We start from the raw sequence: 14362 nt of genomic DNA on the forward strand, positions 1-14362 counted from the left end.
GGAGCCGGCGCCACCTTCCAGGGTGGCGCCGGCTCCGTCGTGTGCGAGGTCCGTCGGGACCTCATGTCGGTCCGGTCGGTCAGACCGGGTTGCAGAGCGAGTGGTCCAGCAGGGAAGCGCACGACGCGGTCGGCGTCGCCACCGGCAGGTCCCCGGTGGTCAGCGGCAGGGAGGTCGTCGTCGGGCTGGCCGCCGTCGTCGTGGGGGTGGTGCCCGAGGTCGACTTCTCGCCGAAGATCGGGGGGAAGACCCCGCCGCCGCCACCCGTGGAGGTGCTCGGGGAGGGTGAGGGCGAGTCCGGCGTCGTCGTGGAGGGGCTCGGGGAGCTCGGGGAGCTCGGGGTGCGCTGCCTGGTGGTGCTGGGGGCCTGGTTGGGCGTGGTCGTCTTGGGCGCGAAGTGCGGCAGCTTCGGCGCCTGGTGCCCCGGCTGGCCCGGCTTCGGCGGGCCCTGCGGGCGGTCGGCGAACGCGGCCGGCAGGAACGACGCGGGCAGCTCGTTGACGTCGCTGCGGTAGGCCTCGGCGATCGCCTCGACGGTCTGGGCGTAGGCGTCGGAGTAGTTGTAGCGAAGGATCGCGAAGTAGAGGCCGCTCGGCTGGCTCAGGTCGGTGTCGCCGGCGCAGAGGTAGGCGCCGGTCGCGGCCGCGGAGTCGGCCATGCTCTGGGGGTTCTTGAAGCCGTCGGCATCGGCGTCGGTGCCCACGCTGCGCCAGGTGCTCGGGATGAACTGCATCGGCCCGACGGCGTGGTCGTAGATCGGGTCCTGGTCGAAGCGTCCGTTGTCGGTGTCGGCGATGCGGGCCGTCCCCCGGCTGCCGTCCAGGGCGATCCCGTAGATACCCGGGGTCGCGATGCCCTGGCTGTCCAGGTGGTTGCCACCGAAGCGGGCGTGGTCGCTCTCGACCTTGCCGATGGCCGCGATCAGGGCCCAGTCGAGGTGGCAGTCCGGCGAAGCGCCACGGACCAGGTCGGCGGCGCGGTGGTAGGCGGCCAGCGCCTCCGACGGGATGCCGTGCGTGTCGAGGACCACCGGGGTGGCGCTCGTGGACTTCGTGCCCTTGGCGATGCCCAGGCCCTTGGCCACCTGGGCCGGGGAGAGCTGTGGCGTGGCGTGGCCGCTGAGGACCCGCGCGGGCACCTGCATGACCGGTGCCGAGGCTGAGGCCGCCGAGGCGCTCTCGTTGTGCTGCCCCGTCGCGGCGAGGGCGACCCCGCCACCGATCAGGCCGAGGGCCGGGATCGCGGCGAAGATCCTGCGCCAGGGGACGGTGACCGTCCTCGTGCTCGCTCGTCCGTGCTTGCTCACGACTGTCTCCTTGCTGTGTAGCTCCCACCCCCGGGGCTTGCGATCGGTCAACGAGCCGGGCGCGGGGAAGTCACGGGAGGCGCCACGAGCTTGACGTCCCTCACAGTGGCGGGCCCCCGGCATACGCTCGGGATCGGCCGCGCTCGTCGTGCAGAGGGGACCGTCATGTCATCACAGCAGGAGTCCTTTTTGCACCGTTTGCCCAGATTCTGGCTGGGGATCGCTGCGGCCGTGGTGCTGGCGGTGGTCGGCGTGGCCGTGGTGGCCCGCTGCTCCGGCGGCACGACAGCCCCCAAGGCGGCGCCGACGACCCCGACACCCACGCGCGCCACGGCCACCCCCACCGCCAGCGCGCCGGCGCGCAACCCGCTCACGGGTGTCGGTGCACCCCCGTCCGGCCCGGTCATCGCCGTCAAGGTGGACGACACCGAGAACGGCCGGCCCTCGCGCGGGATCGACCAGGCAGACGTGATCTACCTCGAGCAGGCCGAGGGCGGCCTGAGCCGGATGCTCGCGGTGTTCAGCGGCAGGCGGCCGCGGGTCGAGGCGGTCCGCAGCGTGCGCACCAGCGACCCCGAGCTGCTCGGGCAGTACGGCCGGGTCGTCCTCGTCTTCTCCGGTGGCGCCCGCCCCGTGCTGCCGATCATCGCCCGCTCGACGCTGCACACCGTCAGCAACGACCAGGGCGGCCCCGGCTTCGCGCGCGACCCGTCCCGACCGGCGCCGTACAACCTCGTCTCCGACCTCGCCGTGGTGGCGCGCGCGGTCAAGGGTGACGGGGTACGGGACGTCGGGTTCCGCTTCGCCGCCAGCGACCCTCGGCTGGCCTCGGCGCCGGCCGCGAAGCAGGTCACCACGCGCGTCGGCGCGACCACGGTCAGCTGGGTCTGGGACCCCGCGAGCCACCGCTACGTGCGCACGGTCGGCGGGACGCGCCTGCGCACCGCCGCGGGCGTCCCGTTGGGCAAGCCCAACGTGCTGGTGCAGTTCTGCTCGATCGTGCCGGACCGGCGCGACATCGACGTCAACGGCAACCCCTCGCAGTACACGCACACGATCGGCTCCGGCCGGGTCGTGCTCTTCCGCGACGGCAAGCGGATCGAGGGTCGGTGGTCCCGCCGGAGCCTGGCGGCGCCGACGTCGTTCACCGACGCGAGCGGCAAGCCGCTGACCTTCGCCCCCGGCGGGCTGTGGGTCGCACTGGTGGCCACCACCGCCAAGGTCTGAGCCGCCGAGTCTGGGCCGCCGAGGTATGGGCCGCCACGCTCTGGGCAACCCTCACCTGCCGCCGACATCGACGAGACGCACACCACCCCTCACGGGTGGTGTGCGTCTCGTCGATCTCAGGGGGCCGGGTGACCTCAGCCGAGCTGGGTGACCACGTGCTCGATGCAGCCGATGAGCGCCGAGACGTCGTCGGGCTCGACCGCAGGGAACATCGCCACGCGCAGCTGGTTGCGGCCCAGCTTGCGGTAGGGCTCCACGTCGACGACGCCGTTGGCCCGCAGCACCTTGGCGACCGCGGCCGCGTCCACCTCGTCGGTGAAGTCGATGGTGCCGACGACCTGGGAGCGCGCGGCCGGGTCCGCGACGAACGGCGAGGTGTATGCCGTGTCCTCGGCCCAGGAGTAGAGCCGCCCCGAGCTGTCGGCGGTGCGCTTGACCGCCCAGTCCAGGCCGCCGTTGCCGTTGATCCAGCGGACCTGCTCGGCGAGCAGCGCCAGCGTCCCCACGGCCGGGGTGTTGTAGGTCTGGTTCTTGCGCGAGTTGTCGATCGCGGTCGGCAGGCTGAAGAAGTCCGGCACCCACCGGCCGGTCGCGGCGATCTCCTCGACCCGGGCGAGCGCGGCGGGGGAGAACGCGGCCAGCCACAGGCCACCGTCGGCGGCGAAGCACTTCTGCGGGCCGAAGTAGTAGACGTCGGACTCGGCGATGTCGACGGGCAGGCCGCCGGCGCCGGAGGTGGCGTCGACGAGCACCAGGGCGTCGTCGTCGGCGCCGGCCACGCGCCGCACCGGCGCCATGACGCCGGTGGAGGTCTCGTTGTGCGGCCACGCGTAGACGTCGACCCCGGCCTCGGCGACCGGCGCGGCGAGGGTGCCCGGCTCGGCCTTGATGATGCTGGAGCTGCCCAGGAAGGGCGCCTTGTCGGTGACCGTGGCGAACTTGCTCGAGAACTCGCCGAAGGCCAGGTGCTGGGCGCGCTCGCGGACCAGGCCGAACGCCGCGATGTCCCAGAAGGCCGTCGAGCCGCCGTTGCCGAGGATGATCTCGTAGCCCTCGGGCAGCGAGAACAGCGTGGCCAGGCCGTCGCGCACCTCGCCGACGAGGTTCTTCACCGGCGCCTGACGGTGGGAGGTGCCGAGCACGGTGCGGCCGAGCGAGGCGAGGTAGTCGACCTGCTCGGGGCGGACCTTGCTCGGGCCGGAGCCGAACCGGCCGTCCTTGGGCAGCAGCTCGGCGGGGATGGTCAGGGTGGCGGCGTCGGTCACGACGGATCGTCCTTCGGGTCAGAGGCGGGCTGCGACAGGTCTGACGCCGTTGTCAGGACGCCATTCAAGCAGCCTTGTCCGACCCGTGGACGTCTTATCCGTGGTGTGGGACGGCACTCGCCCGGACCGAGGGGTCCGGGCGAGGGCCGTGGCGCAGGGTCGTGCGTGGGTCAGACGGCGTGGCCGGGGGCGACCTTGTCGTCCCAGCCGGCGACGGCCTCGGCCGGGCGGGCGCCCTCGCCGATGTAGCGCGCGGAGGGGCGGATCAGCCGGCCGGTGCGCTTCTGCTCCAGCACGTGCGCGGACCAGCCGGCGGTGCGGGCGCAGGTGAACATCGGCGTGAACATCGAGGCCGGCACCTGCGCGAAGTCGAGCAGCACCGCGGCCCAGAACTCCACGTTGGTCGCCAGCACCCGGTCGGGCCGGCGGGCGTGCAGCTCCTCCAGCGCGGCCTTCTCCAGGGCGGCGGCGACCTCGAAGCGCGGGGCGCCCAGGCGCTCGCACGTCGCGCGGAGGACGCGCGCGCGAGGGTCCTCCGCGCGATACACGCGGTGACCGAAGCCCATCAGCCGCTCGCCCTTGTCGAGGACGTCCTTGACGTAGGCGGTCGCGTCGCCGGTGCCCTCGACGCCCTCGATCATGTGCAGCACCCGGGAGGGCGCGCCGCCGTGCAGCGGGCCGCTCATGGCGCCGACCGCGCCGGAGAGGCAGGCGGCGACATCGGCGCCGGTGGAGGCGATGACGCGGGCGGTGAAGGTGGAGGCGTTCATGCCGTGCTCGGCGGCGGAGACCCAGTAGGCGTCGACGGCCTCGACGTGGCGGGGGTCGGGCTCGCCGCGCCAGCGGATCATGAAGCGCTCGACGATGGTGCGGGCCTTGTCGACCTCGCGCTGCGGCACCATCGGGCGGTCCTGACCGCGCGCGGACTGGGCGATGAAGGACAGGGCCATGACCGAGGCGCGGGCGAGGTCGTCGCGGGCCTGGGCGGGGTCGATGTCCAGCAGCGGGCGGAAGCCCCACACGGGGGCGAGCTGGGCCAGGGCGCTCTGGACGTCGACGCGCACGTCGCCGGTGTGGACCGGCAGCGGGAACGGCTCGGCCGGCGGCAGGCCCGGGTTGAACTTGTTGTCGACCAGCAGCCCCCACACGTTGCCGAAGGACACCTTGCCGACCAGGTCGTTGATGTCGACCCCCCGGTAGCGCAGCGCGCCACCCTCCTTGTCGGGCTCGGCGATCTCCGTCTCGAAGGCGATGACGCCCTCCAGGCCGGGCTTGAAGTCGCTGTCGCTCATCAACATTCTCCGTCCCGCGCCCGACCGCGTTGTCGGGGGCGCATGCCATTCTGCACCTCATGCCGGCGGCGCGGACCGCGGCCCGGTGACCACCCGTCATACCTGCCCCAGGAGACGACTCATGGCCCGAGCGCCACGCCCGATCGAGGTGTCCCTGCCCGACCTGGAGCCGTTCCCCGGCGGCGAGCTGGCGGCGGGGGAGGACTACGACGCCCTCGACCTGCGCGGCCTGGACCTGTCCGGGCAGGTCGGCCGGGACGCCCGTTTCCTGGAGTGCGCGCTCACCGACTGCCGGCTCGACGAGACCGACCTGCGCGGGGCCAGGCTCTCCGACTGCGTCCTGACCGGCGTGCAGGGCGTCGCGCCGGACCTGTCCGCCACGACGTGGTTCGAGGTCGAGGTCCGCGAGCCGCGCCTGGCGGCCGTGCAGGCCCACGGCGCAGACCTGCGGCGGGTGGCGTTCCGCGGCGGGCGGATCGACTACCTCAACCTGCGCGGGGCGAGCCTGCACGAGGTGCGCTTCGAGGGCTGCCTGCTGCGGGAGGTCGACTTCGCCGAGGCGACGCTGGTCGACGTGACGTTCGAGGGCTGCCAGCTCGTCGAGGCGGACTTCTCCCGCGCCCGCCTCGACCGGGTCGACCTCAGCGGGGCCGAGCTGCGCGACCCCAAGGGGGTGACCAGCCTGTCCGGCGCCACGATCGGCCACACCCAGCTGTTCGACCTCGCGCCGGCCTTCGCGGCCCAGCTCGGCCTCACCGTGGTCGAAGGTCGCTAGCCTTCGGGCCATGACGCCTGCCGACCGCCGCGACTACCACGGTGAGGGACTGCTCGAGGAGCAGCTGGCCGCGACGCCCTGGCAGCAGGTGACGGTGTGGGTCGACGCGGCCCGCCACCGCTCCGCCGTCGAGGGCGACGTCCCGGAGCCGACCGCCCTGTCCGTGGCCACCGTCGACGAGCAGGGACGCCCGGACGTGCGCACCGTCCTCATGCGCTTCCTGGACCCCTCCGGGCCGGGGTTCGTCACCAACCTCGACTCGGCCAAGGGCCGCCACCTCGCGGCCAACCCGCACGTCGCGGCCTCCCTCACCTGGCCCTCGATGTATCGCGCGATCCGCTTCCGGGGCACGGCCCACCAGATCGCCCGCCCCCGGATCGAGGAGTACTTCCGCGGGCGGCCGTGGGGGTCGCGGATCAGCGCCTGGGCCTCCGAGCAGTCCCAGCCCGTGCAGAGCCGGGCCGAGCTCGAGGCCGCCTACGCGAGGTTCGCGCAGCGCTGGCCCGACCACGGCCGGCCGGAGGACGTGCCGGTGCCGCCGTCCTGGGGCGGCTACCGGATCACCTGCGACGAGGTCGAGCTGTGGGCCGGCCGACGCGACCGGCTGCACGACCGGCTGGTCTTCGTCCGGGTGGGCGAGGGCTCTCTCGACGACGCCGGGGCCTGGCGGGTCGAGCGCCGGCAGCCGTGAGAAGATCGGTCCACATCACGGGACGCCCACGGGTGAACTTGCGAGTAACCCCCGGCCGTGTCCTAGCGTGACTGCAGTCACATCGTGACAGCGGGCGTCACCGTCGCCGTTCGCCGCCAGCCCCGTCCGGGGGCCGCCGCGACCTGCGAGGAGCTTCTTTGTCCACCGACGCCACCACCCCTGCCGTGCACCGGGTCGTCGCCGACGTCACCGAGCGGATCCGTTCCCGCAGCCGTGACACCCGCCGCGAGTACCTCTCGCGCATCCAGCACGCGGCCGCCGAGCGCGGCGGCCGCCTGACCCGCGCCGACCTCGGCTGCAGCAACCTCGCCCACGCCGTGGCGGCGTGCGGCGGCTCGGACCGGGCCGCCATGGCGGGGGAGAGCGCCGTCAGCCTGGGCATCGTCACCTCCTACAACGACATGCTCTCGGCGCACGCGCCTTTCGAGCACTACCCGCAGCAGATCAAGGACGTCGCCCGGGAGGCCGGGGCCGTGGCCCGCGTCGCCGGCGGCGTGCCCGCGATGTGCGACGGCATCACCCAGGGCCGCGCCGGCATGGAGCTGAGCCTGTTCAGCCGGGACGTCATTGCGATGTCGACGGCGATCGCGCTCTCGCACGACTGCTTCGACGGCGCCCTGATGCTCGGCGTCTGCGACAAGATCGTGCCGGGCCTCGTCGCCGGTGCGCTGGCCTTCGGCCACCTGCCCACGGCGATGGTGGCCGCGGGCCCGATGAGCAGCGGCCTTCCCAACGCAGACAAGGCTGCGGTCCGCCGCGCCCACGCCGCCGGCGAGGTCGGCAAGGAGGAGCTGCTCGCCGCCGAGACGGCGTCCTACCACTCGCCGGGCACCTGCACCTTCTACGGCACCGCCAACTCCAACCAGCTGCTCATGGACGTCATGGGCCTGCACCTGCCCGGCGCCGCGTTCGTCTCCCCGGACGACCCGCTGCGCGCGGCGTTGACGGCTGCGGCGACGCGCCGGGTGGCCGAGATCGCCGCGGGCGAGCACTCCTACGGCATCGGCCACGTGGTCGACGAGCGGGTCGTCGTCAACGGCGTCGTCGCCTTGCTCGCGACCGGCGGGTCGACCAACCACACGATGCACCTCATCGCGATGGCCGCCGCGGCCGGCGTGCAGCTGACGTGGGAGGACTTCGACGACCTGTCCCGCGTCGTGCCCCTGTGCGCGCGGATGTACCCCAACGGGACCGCCGACGTGAACCACTTCCACGCCGCCGGTGGCACGCCGTTCCTCGTCGGCACCTTGCTCGACGCCGGGCTGCTGCACGAGGACGTGCTGACCCTGGCCGGGCCGGGCCTGTCCCGCTACCGCCAGATGCCGACCCTGGCCGGGGACGGTCAGGCGGTCTGGCACGACGTGGCGCCCACCAGCGGCGACCTCGAGGTGCTGCGCCCCGCCTCCGAGCCCTTCGCCGCCGACGGTGGCCTCCGGGTGCTCAGCGGCTCGCTCGGGCACGCCGTCATCAAGGTCTCGGCGGTCGCGCCGGAGCACCGCGTCGTCGAGGCGCCGGTGCGGGTGTTCACCGACCAGGTCGGCTTCCTCACCGCCTTCTCCCGCCGCGAGCTCGACCGCGACGTCGTCGTGGTGATCCGCGAGCAGGGCCCCTCCGCCAACGGGATGCCCGAGCTGCACTCCCTCACCCCGTCCCTGGGCGTGCTGCAGAAGCGTGGCCACCAGGTGGCCCTCGTGACCGACGGCCGCATGTCCGGGGCCTCCGGGGCGATCCCGGCGGCGATCCACGTGACGCCGGAGGCGGTGCACGGCGGCCCGATCGCGCGGCTGCGCGACGGTGACGTGGTCCGGGTCGACGCCGACCGGGGGAGGCTCGACGTGCTCGTGCCCGCCCCCGAGTGGGACGAGCGCCGACCCGTCACGACGGCCGCAGCCGAGACCTTCGGCACCGGCCGCGAGCTGTTCGCCGGGATGCGCCACCTCGTCGGCCGGGCCGACCAGGGCGCCCACGTCTTCGGCCCGGTGGACACCGGGGCCACGACCGACCACCACCTTCAGGAGAGCGCCTCATGACGACCCTCACCGAAGCCGGCCAGCCGAGGACCGCCGCCGACCTGCTCGCGGTGAGTCCCGTCATACCGGTCGTGGTCGTGGACGACGTCGAGCAGGCGGTGCCGCTCGCGCAGGCCCTGGCCCGCGGCGGCGTCCGGATCATCGAGATCACCCTGCGCACCCCCGCCGGCCTGGCCGCGATCGAGCGGGTCGCCGCGGAGGTGCCCGAGATGGTCACGGGCGCGGGCACCGTCACCAGCCCGGAGCAGGTGCACGCCGTGCTGCGGGCCGGGGCGCAGTTCCTGGTCACCCCCGGCTCGCCGCCCGGGCTGCTGTCCGCGGCGGTCAGCTGCGGCATCCCGCTGCTCGCCGGGGCGGCCACCCTCACCGAGATGATGACGCTGGCCGAGCACGGGCTGCCCGCCATGAAGTTCTTCCCGGCCGAGGCCAGCGGCGGCGTCGACTTCCTCAAGGCGGTGTCGGGTCCGCTGCCGGGCCTGCGCTTCTGCCCGACCGGCGGGGTGACGCCGGGCAACGCTGCGGACTACCTCGCGCTGCCCAACGTGGGCTGCGTCGGCGGCTCGTGGCTCACGCCGAAGGACGCCGTGGCGGCCGGGGACTGGGTCCGCATCGAGGACCTCGCGCGCGAGGCGTCGACCCTGCCGCGCTGAGCGCCCCCGGACACACCACGACCCGGCCTGCGAGGAGCAGGCCGGGTCGCGGCATGGAACAGCCCGTGAGCTCCGGTCCTTGCGGTCCGGGGCGCGATGGACGAGTCGCGCATCCTCACGGGCTGCGGTGACTGCTGTGAATTGCGGTCACCCCTGCCGTCCACGACTGGCACACCCGAGGGGGCCAGGGAACGGGCTGGGCTTAACGCTCAGCCACCTCACGCGTCCGTTGTGAAATCACTTCTCGGACCACCTCCCTTCTCGTGTGCCCACGACGGTAGGTCGCTCTCCGGCGCGGCGCAATGCCTTATTGCGCCAAGGCCTGCCGGGGTCGGGGAGTGGGTCGAGGAGCCGGTCAGACGGTGGTGACGACCTCGTCGAAGTCCAGGCGCGGGCTGCGCGGGAACCACGCGTCGGGGCCGGGCTTGCCGATGTTCACCACGGCCAGGGCGCGGTGCTCGCCGTCGGGGAAGAACTCCTTCGTGACCGCGTCGGCGTCGAAGCCGGTCATCGGGCCAGCGGCCAGGCCGGCCGCCCGGACCCCGAGGATGAAGTAGGCGATCTGCAGGGTGGCGTTGAGCTCGGCGGTGCGGACGCGCATCTCCTCGTTGGCCGCGAACATGTCCCTGGCGGCGGGGAAGTGCGGGAAGACCTTGGGGAGCTCCTCGTGGAACTCGTTGTCGGCGGCGAGGATCGCGACCAGCGGGGCGGCCTCGGTCTTGGGCTTGTTGCCGTCGGCCATGAGCCCGACGAGCTTGGCCCGGGCCTCGTCGCTGCGGACCAGGACGACACGCAGCGGCTGGTTGTTCATCGACGTCGGCGCCCACTTGGCGAGCTCGTAGATCGCGCGGACCTGCTCGTCGGTGACGGGCTCGTCGGTGAACGTGTTGGCGGTGCGGGCCTCACGGAAGAGGAGGTCCTGCGCCTCGGGGGAGAGGACCAGCTGGTCGGCGAACTCCGCCTCGAACTCGTCGATGGCGCCGGTCTGGGTCTCGGGGTAGGTCGTCATGAATAGTTGAACGGTAAACGACTTCCCGGTATTTCCAGACTAGCTGTCCGGTTTGTGTGGTCTGCGCCACGTCCGGCGCTTCGGTCTCGAGCTCAGGCGGGGCGGACCGAGGCGGGGTCGACGGCGATCCAGACAGCCTCGGCCTGGGCGAGGAGGCGGCCGTCGGCGGCATACAGGGCGGTCCCGGAGAGGAACTTGCGGCCCTCCTGCCCCCGCGGCCACGCCATGACGACGCACTCGTCGCCGACCTGCGGCAGGGCGTGGACCTGCGCCGTCATCGTGCCCAGCACCATCGCGCGGCCGGCGATGCCGGAGGCCCAGGCGCCGGGGCAGTCCAGCGCCGCCCACACGATCTCGTGCGTCACCTCGTGCGGGCGCCAGGCGGCGGCCCGCAGCGTCTCCTGGCCCGGCAGGGCCCCGGTGTGCAGGCACAGGGCGTCGTCGGGGTCGCGGTCGGTGCCGCAGGTGAAGCAGGTCGGGAAGGGGTGCTCGGCCAGTCCTTCGTAGCCCGGTCCGGCTGCCTCTGCAGCCGCGAAGGAGACCGGCGCCGGCGTCCCGGCGGCGCCGAGCGGCTCGGCCGAGATGGCCTGGGCCACCAGGGTCTGGCCGTCCCAGAGCTCGACGGTGCCGTCATCGGCCCGCGTCACGTCCATCTCGGCGTCCAGCGGAGGGGGCGTCCGCAGGCGCACCGTCACCGCGCCGCGGCCCTGGCCCTCCTCGGTCTCCACGAGCCCGGCGAGGTGGCCGCTGACCCACCCGCCGTTGCCGGACTGCGGCGGGCCGCAGAAGCGGGCGGGGACGACGAAGGACTCGCTCACGGGCCGCACGCTAGCCCTTGGCTGCCTCGTAGCGGCGCAGGGCCTCCTCGCGCGCCTCGGCGTGGTCGAGGATCGGCTCGGGGTAGCCCTGGTCGTAGGCGCCGTCCGCCTTCCACGGCTCGTGCACCGCGCCGCCCCGGACGTGTGCCAGCTCGGGGACGTAGCGGCGCACGTAGTCGCCGTCGGGATCGAACTTCTTCCCCTGGGTGACGGGGTTGAAGACCCGGAAGAAGGGCGAGGCGTCGGTGCCGGTCCCGGCGGCCCACTGCCACCCGTGGGAGTTGGAGGCGATGTCGCCGTCGCGCAGGTGCTCCATGAAGTGGCGGGCGCCGTGCGGCCACCACACGTGCAGGTCCTTGACGAGGAAGCTGGCCACGATCATCCGCACCCGGTTGTGCATCCAGCCCTCGGCCAGCAGCTGGCGCATCCCGGCGTCGACCACGGGGTAGCCGGTGAGCCCGGCCTTCCACGCCTCGAAGCCCTCGCCCGGGTCGTCGTAGTCCATGCCCTTCAGGGCCGGCTTCAGGTCGGCCCACGCCGAGTCGGGGCGGTGCCAGAGCACGTCGGCGTAGAACTCCCGCCACGCCAGCTCGGTGACGAAGGTCTGCGGACCCTTCCTGCGGTGGTCGGGGTGGGCCGCGATGTCGGCGAGCATCGTGCGCGGGTGGATCTCGCCGAACTTCAGGTGGGCCGACATCATCGACGTGCCGGTCAGGTCCGGCCGGTCGCGGGTCTCGGCGTAGTCGGCCAGGCCGTCGTCGAGGAACGCGTGCCAGCGCTCCAGGGCGGCCTCCTCGCCGGCCGCCGGCAGCTCGGGCACCTCGCCGGTGACCTCCGGGAGGTCCTGGCAGTCGACCCGGCGCACCCAGCGGAGCCCACTGGGCACCGGGGCGGGCTGCGGCCAGCCGTGCGCGCGCCACGCGCGTGAGAAGGGTGTGAAGACCTGGTAGGGCGTGCCCCCGCCGGTCGTGATGGTGCCCGGTCCCACCGCGTATGCCGTGCCGGTCGCCTCGAGCGGGCAGTCCAGGTCGGCCAGGGCCCGGCGCACGGCCTCGTCCCGGCGCCGGCCGAACGGCGTCGACTCGGCGCTCACGTGGACGGAGCCGGCCCCCAGCTCGCGGGTCACCGCGGGGACCACCTGCGCGGGGTCACCGACGCGCACGACGAGCGCACCGCCATACCGGGCGTGCAGGGCGCGCAGGGAGGCGTGCAGCCACGCGCGACGGGCGGGGCCGGCCCCGTCCCAGAGCCTCGGGTCGAGGACGAACAGCGGCAGGACCGCCCCGCCGCCGGCGGCCTGGTGGGCCGACCCCAGTGCGGGCAGGTCGGTGAGGCGCAGGTCGCGGCGAAGCCAGAGCACGGTGTCGGGCACGAATGAGAGGCTATGCGCTGTGACCGACCTGATCGACACCACCGAGATGTACCTCCGGACGATCTACGAGCTGGAGGAGGAGGGCATCCCGCCGCTGCGTGCCCGCATCGCGGAGCGGCTCGGTCACTCCGGCCCGACCGTGAGCCAGACCATCGCCCGCATGGAGCGCGACGGGCTGGTGTCCCTGGCCGGTGACCGTCACCTCGAGCTCTCCGAGGAGGGGCGGCGCCTCGCCACCCGGGTGATGCGCAAGCACCGCCTCGCCGAGCGGCTGCTCGTCGACGTGATCGGCCTGGAGTGGGAGTACGTCCATGACGAGGCCTGCCGCTGGGAGCACGTGATGAGCGAGCGGGTCGAGCGCAAGATCCTCCAGCTCATCGGGGAGCACCGCGAGTCCCCCTACGGCAACCCGATCCCCGGCCTGGACGAGCTCGGTGAGGAGGCCGGGGAGGACTTCCGCCTCGGGGTCAGCAGCCTCGCGGCGCTCGCCGGCGACGAGCCGAGCGTCGTCACGGTGCGCCGGATCGGGGAGCCGGTGCAGGTCGACCACGAGGCGCTGAGCCTGCTGACCGTCGCCGGCCTCCTGCCCGGCAAGCGGGTCCGCATCCGCCGCGAGGCGGGGCGGGTCATCGTCGTCCGCGACGGCGCGGAGGAGGCGGCCGGCGTGTCCTTGCCGGAGAGCACCGCGGCCCACGTGTTCGCCGCCCCGGTCTGAGTCGCCCCCACCAGGCCTGTCCGGTCCGTCCCGTTCGGTGGCGGTTCGGGGTGTCCGATGTGCCCTGATCTGCGGCGATTCGTCGTGCCCGGGCGGGGCGGACGGGAGATGGCCGGAACGAACCACGAAACACCCGTGACCTCGATGTGACAAGGGCCTTTGGTCTGTGTACGGTGACAGGGCTTCCTCTCCCCCTGGAGGGAGCTCCCGATGTGGCTTGCCTAATCCTGCCGTCACGCCCGGGACAGTGAACACAACCGCATGGCAGGAGCGGGGGACCCAATTGCGGGGCGTCGAGAGACGCTCCTTGGGGTGAAGCCCTCAGGCGGCTACCGACCCAGGTCGGCTGGCTGCCTCAGGGCCGGGTGCATACCTCCCACCCGAACCCGACAGCTCACCTCGTAGGCACTGGAGAGGTCTGCTCATCGTGTCGAAGCACCATGCCGGGCGCCACCGCGCCGCAGGTCGCCAGACGACCACCAATGCCCTGACGTCTGCTCTTGGCCGTTCCGGCCAGCCCGCCGCCAAGGCGTCCGCGGTCCTCGCGGTCTCCGGTGGTCTCGTGGCCTCGTTCAGCATGCCTGCATCGGCTGCGCCGGCCACCCACAACCCCGAGGCCGCGACGCCGACCAACGCCCCCGGCACGGTCGCCGTCTCCGCGCCGAGCACCGCCGCCGCGCCCGTCGCGCCGTCCTTCGGTGAGGTCGGCTTCGACGCCGTCGCCCCGAAGGCCGCCCCGGTGCACCGCGCCGTCGAGACGGTCAGCCGCAGCACCGAGCGCGTCGCGATCAACATGCCTTCGCCGGCCGCCGGCGTCCTGGGCATCGCGTCGATGTACGCCGGGACGCCCTACCTCTGGGGCGGCACCACTCCCGCGGGCTTCGACTGCTCGGGCTTCACCCAGTACGTCTTCAACAAGATCGGCATCTCGCTGCCGCGCACGGCCGAGCAGCAGCGTGTGGCTGCCACCCGCGTGACCAACCCGCAGCCGGGCGACCTGGTCTTCTTCGGCGCTCCCGCCCACCACGTCGGCATCTACGCCGGTGGCGGCATGATGTGGGACTCCCCGCACAGCGGCTCCGTCGTCGGGAAGCGTCCGATCTGGAACGACCCCAACATCTCCTACGGCCGCTTCAGCTGATCGAGGCTGCCAGGCTCTGACGCCGCAGGCCCTGCTCCTTCCCGGGAGTC

Annotated in this window: 13 protein-coding genes and 1 riboswitch; of the genes, 7 read left to right on the plus strand and 6 right to left on the minus strand. The window is 73.2% G+C overall.

Features of this window, described 5'->3' with window-relative positions:
• Positions 1 to 79 precede the first annotated feature (79 nt).
• Positions 80 to 1306, minus strand: coding sequence for a lytic transglycosylase domain-containing protein (locus AC3ANM_RS14070; protein ID WP_488285039.1), 1227 nt, complete (start codon positions 1304 to 1306; stop codon positions 80 to 82).
• Between the two features lie 198 nt (positions 1307 to 1504).
• Between AC3ANM_RS14070 and AC3ANM_RS14075 the strand changes: the two genes are divergently transcribed.
• On the plus strand, positions 1505 to 2533 hold the full coding sequence (locus AC3ANM_RS14075) for a DUF3048 domain-containing protein (RefSeq protein WP_488285040.1): 1029 nt from the start codon (positions 1505 to 1507) through the stop codon (positions 2531 to 2533).
• Positions 2534 to 2667: 134 nt separating this feature from the next.
• Here AC3ANM_RS14075 and serC read toward each other — a convergent pair whose 3' ends face one another.
• Both serC and AC3ANM_RS14085 read right to left on the minus strand, forming a co-directional pair.
• Positions 2668 to 3798, minus strand: a complete 1131-nt coding sequence (gene serC / locus AC3ANM_RS14080; protein WP_488285041.1) for a phosphoserine transaminase — start codon at positions 3796 to 3798, stop codon at positions 2668 to 2670.
• 170 nt (positions 3799 to 3968) lie between these two features.
• Complete coding sequence (locus AC3ANM_RS14085; RefSeq protein WP_488285042.1) at positions 3969 to 5090, minus strand: citrate synthase 2; 1122 nt, start codon at positions 5088 to 5090, stop codon at positions 3969 to 3971.
• Between the two features lie 121 nt (positions 5091 to 5211).
• On the opposite strand from AC3ANM_RS14085, the gene AC3ANM_RS14090 reads away from it, so the two are divergent.
• The 4 genes from AC3ANM_RS14090 to eda all read left to right on the plus strand — a co-directional run bounded on the left by AC3ANM_RS14090 (position 5212) and on the right by eda (position 9257).
• Positions 5212 to 5865: a pentapeptide repeat-containing protein gene (locus AC3ANM_RS14090; protein ID WP_488285043.1), complete on the plus strand. Its 654-nt coding sequence runs from the start codon at positions 5212 to 5214 to the stop codon at positions 5863 to 5865.
• Positions 5866 to 5875: 10 nt separating this feature from the next.
• Positions 5876 to 6556 (plus strand): pyridoxamine 5'-phosphate oxidase, encoded by a 681-nt coding sequence (gene pdxH / locus AC3ANM_RS14095; protein WP_488285044.1) that lies wholly within the window; start codon positions 5876 to 5878, stop codon positions 6554 to 6556.
• Positions 6557 to 6714: 158 nt separating this feature from the next.
• Positions 6715 to 8607 (plus strand): phosphogluconate dehydratase, encoded by a 1893-nt coding sequence (edd, locus tag AC3ANM_RS14100; RefSeq protein ID WP_488285045.1) that lies wholly within the window; start codon positions 6715 to 6717, stop codon positions 8605 to 8607.
• Positions 8604 to 9257, plus strand: a complete 654-nt coding sequence (gene eda / locus AC3ANM_RS14105; protein ID WP_488285046.1) for a bifunctional 4-hydroxy-2-oxoglutarate aldolase/2-dehydro-3-deoxy-phosphogluconate aldolase — start codon at positions 8604 to 8606, stop codon at positions 9255 to 9257. The genes edd and eda overlap by 4 nt, the downstream gene beginning before the upstream one ends.
• Before the next feature lie 355 nt (positions 9258 to 9612).
• Here the strand turns inward: eda and AC3ANM_RS14110 are convergent, their stop codons facing one another.
• The 3 genes from AC3ANM_RS14110 to AC3ANM_RS14120 form a co-directional block, all read right to left on the minus strand.
• Positions 9613 to 10266, minus strand: a complete 654-nt coding sequence (locus AC3ANM_RS14110) for a malonic semialdehyde reductase (RefSeq protein ID WP_488285047.1) — start codon at positions 10264 to 10266, stop codon at positions 9613 to 9615.
• A 92-nt stretch (positions 10267 to 10358) separates the two neighbouring features.
• On the minus strand, positions 10359 to 11084 hold the full coding sequence (locus AC3ANM_RS14115) for a hypothetical protein (protein ID WP_488285048.1): 726 nt from the start codon (positions 11082 to 11084) through the stop codon (positions 10359 to 10361).
• Between the two features lie 10 nt (positions 11085 to 11094).
• A complete protein-coding gene (locus AC3ANM_RS14120) occupies positions 11095 to 12456 on the minus strand; it encodes a cryptochrome/photolyase family protein (RefSeq protein WP_488285049.1) in 1362 nt (453 codons plus the stop codon).
• Positions 12457 to 12475: 19 nt separating this feature from the next.
• Between AC3ANM_RS14120 and AC3ANM_RS14125 the strand changes: the two genes are divergently transcribed.
• On the plus strand, positions 12476 to 13171 hold the full coding sequence (locus AC3ANM_RS14125; protein ID WP_488285050.1) for an iron-dependent transcriptional repressor DtxR: 696 nt from the start codon (positions 12476 to 12478) through the stop codon (positions 13169 to 13171).
• Between the two features lie 245 nt (positions 13172 to 13416).
• Positions 13417 to 13594, plus strand: a riboswitch (cyclic di-AMP (ydaO/yuaA leader).
• Between the two features lie 4 nt (positions 13595 to 13598).
• The gene (locus AC3ANM_RS14130; protein WP_488285051.1) at positions 13599 to 14312 is read left to right on the plus strand and encodes a C40 family peptidase; all 714 of its coding nucleotides are present in this window, start codon (positions 13599 to 13601) and stop codon (positions 14310 to 14312) included.
• Positions 14313 to 14362: the final 50 nt, after the last annotated feature.

Source organism: Oryzihumus sp. JJN4-3R (assembly GCF_057747915.1).

Excerpts from the sequence above, each read along its gene's own strand:
- AC3ANM_RS14110 (WP_488285047.1), bottom strand. The coding sequence starts at position 10,266 with ATGACGACCTACCCCGAGACCCAGACCGGCGCCATCGACGAGTTCGAG.
- AC3ANM_RS14090 (WP_488285043.1), top strand. The coding sequence starts at position 5,212 with ATGGCCCGAGCGCCACGCCCGATCGAGGTGTCCCTGCCCGACCTGGAG.
- pdxH (WP_488285044.1), top strand. The coding sequence starts at position 5,876 with ATGACGCCTGCCGACCGCCGCGACTACCACGGTGAGGGACTGCTCGAG.
- AC3ANM_RS14085 (WP_488285042.1), bottom strand. The coding sequence starts at position 5,090 with ATGAGCGACAGCGACTTCAAGCCCGGCCTGGAGGGCGTCATCGCCTTC.
- eda (WP_488285046.1), top strand. The coding sequence starts at position 8,604 with ATGACGACCCTCACCGAAGCCGGCCAGCCGAGGACCGCCGCCGACCTG.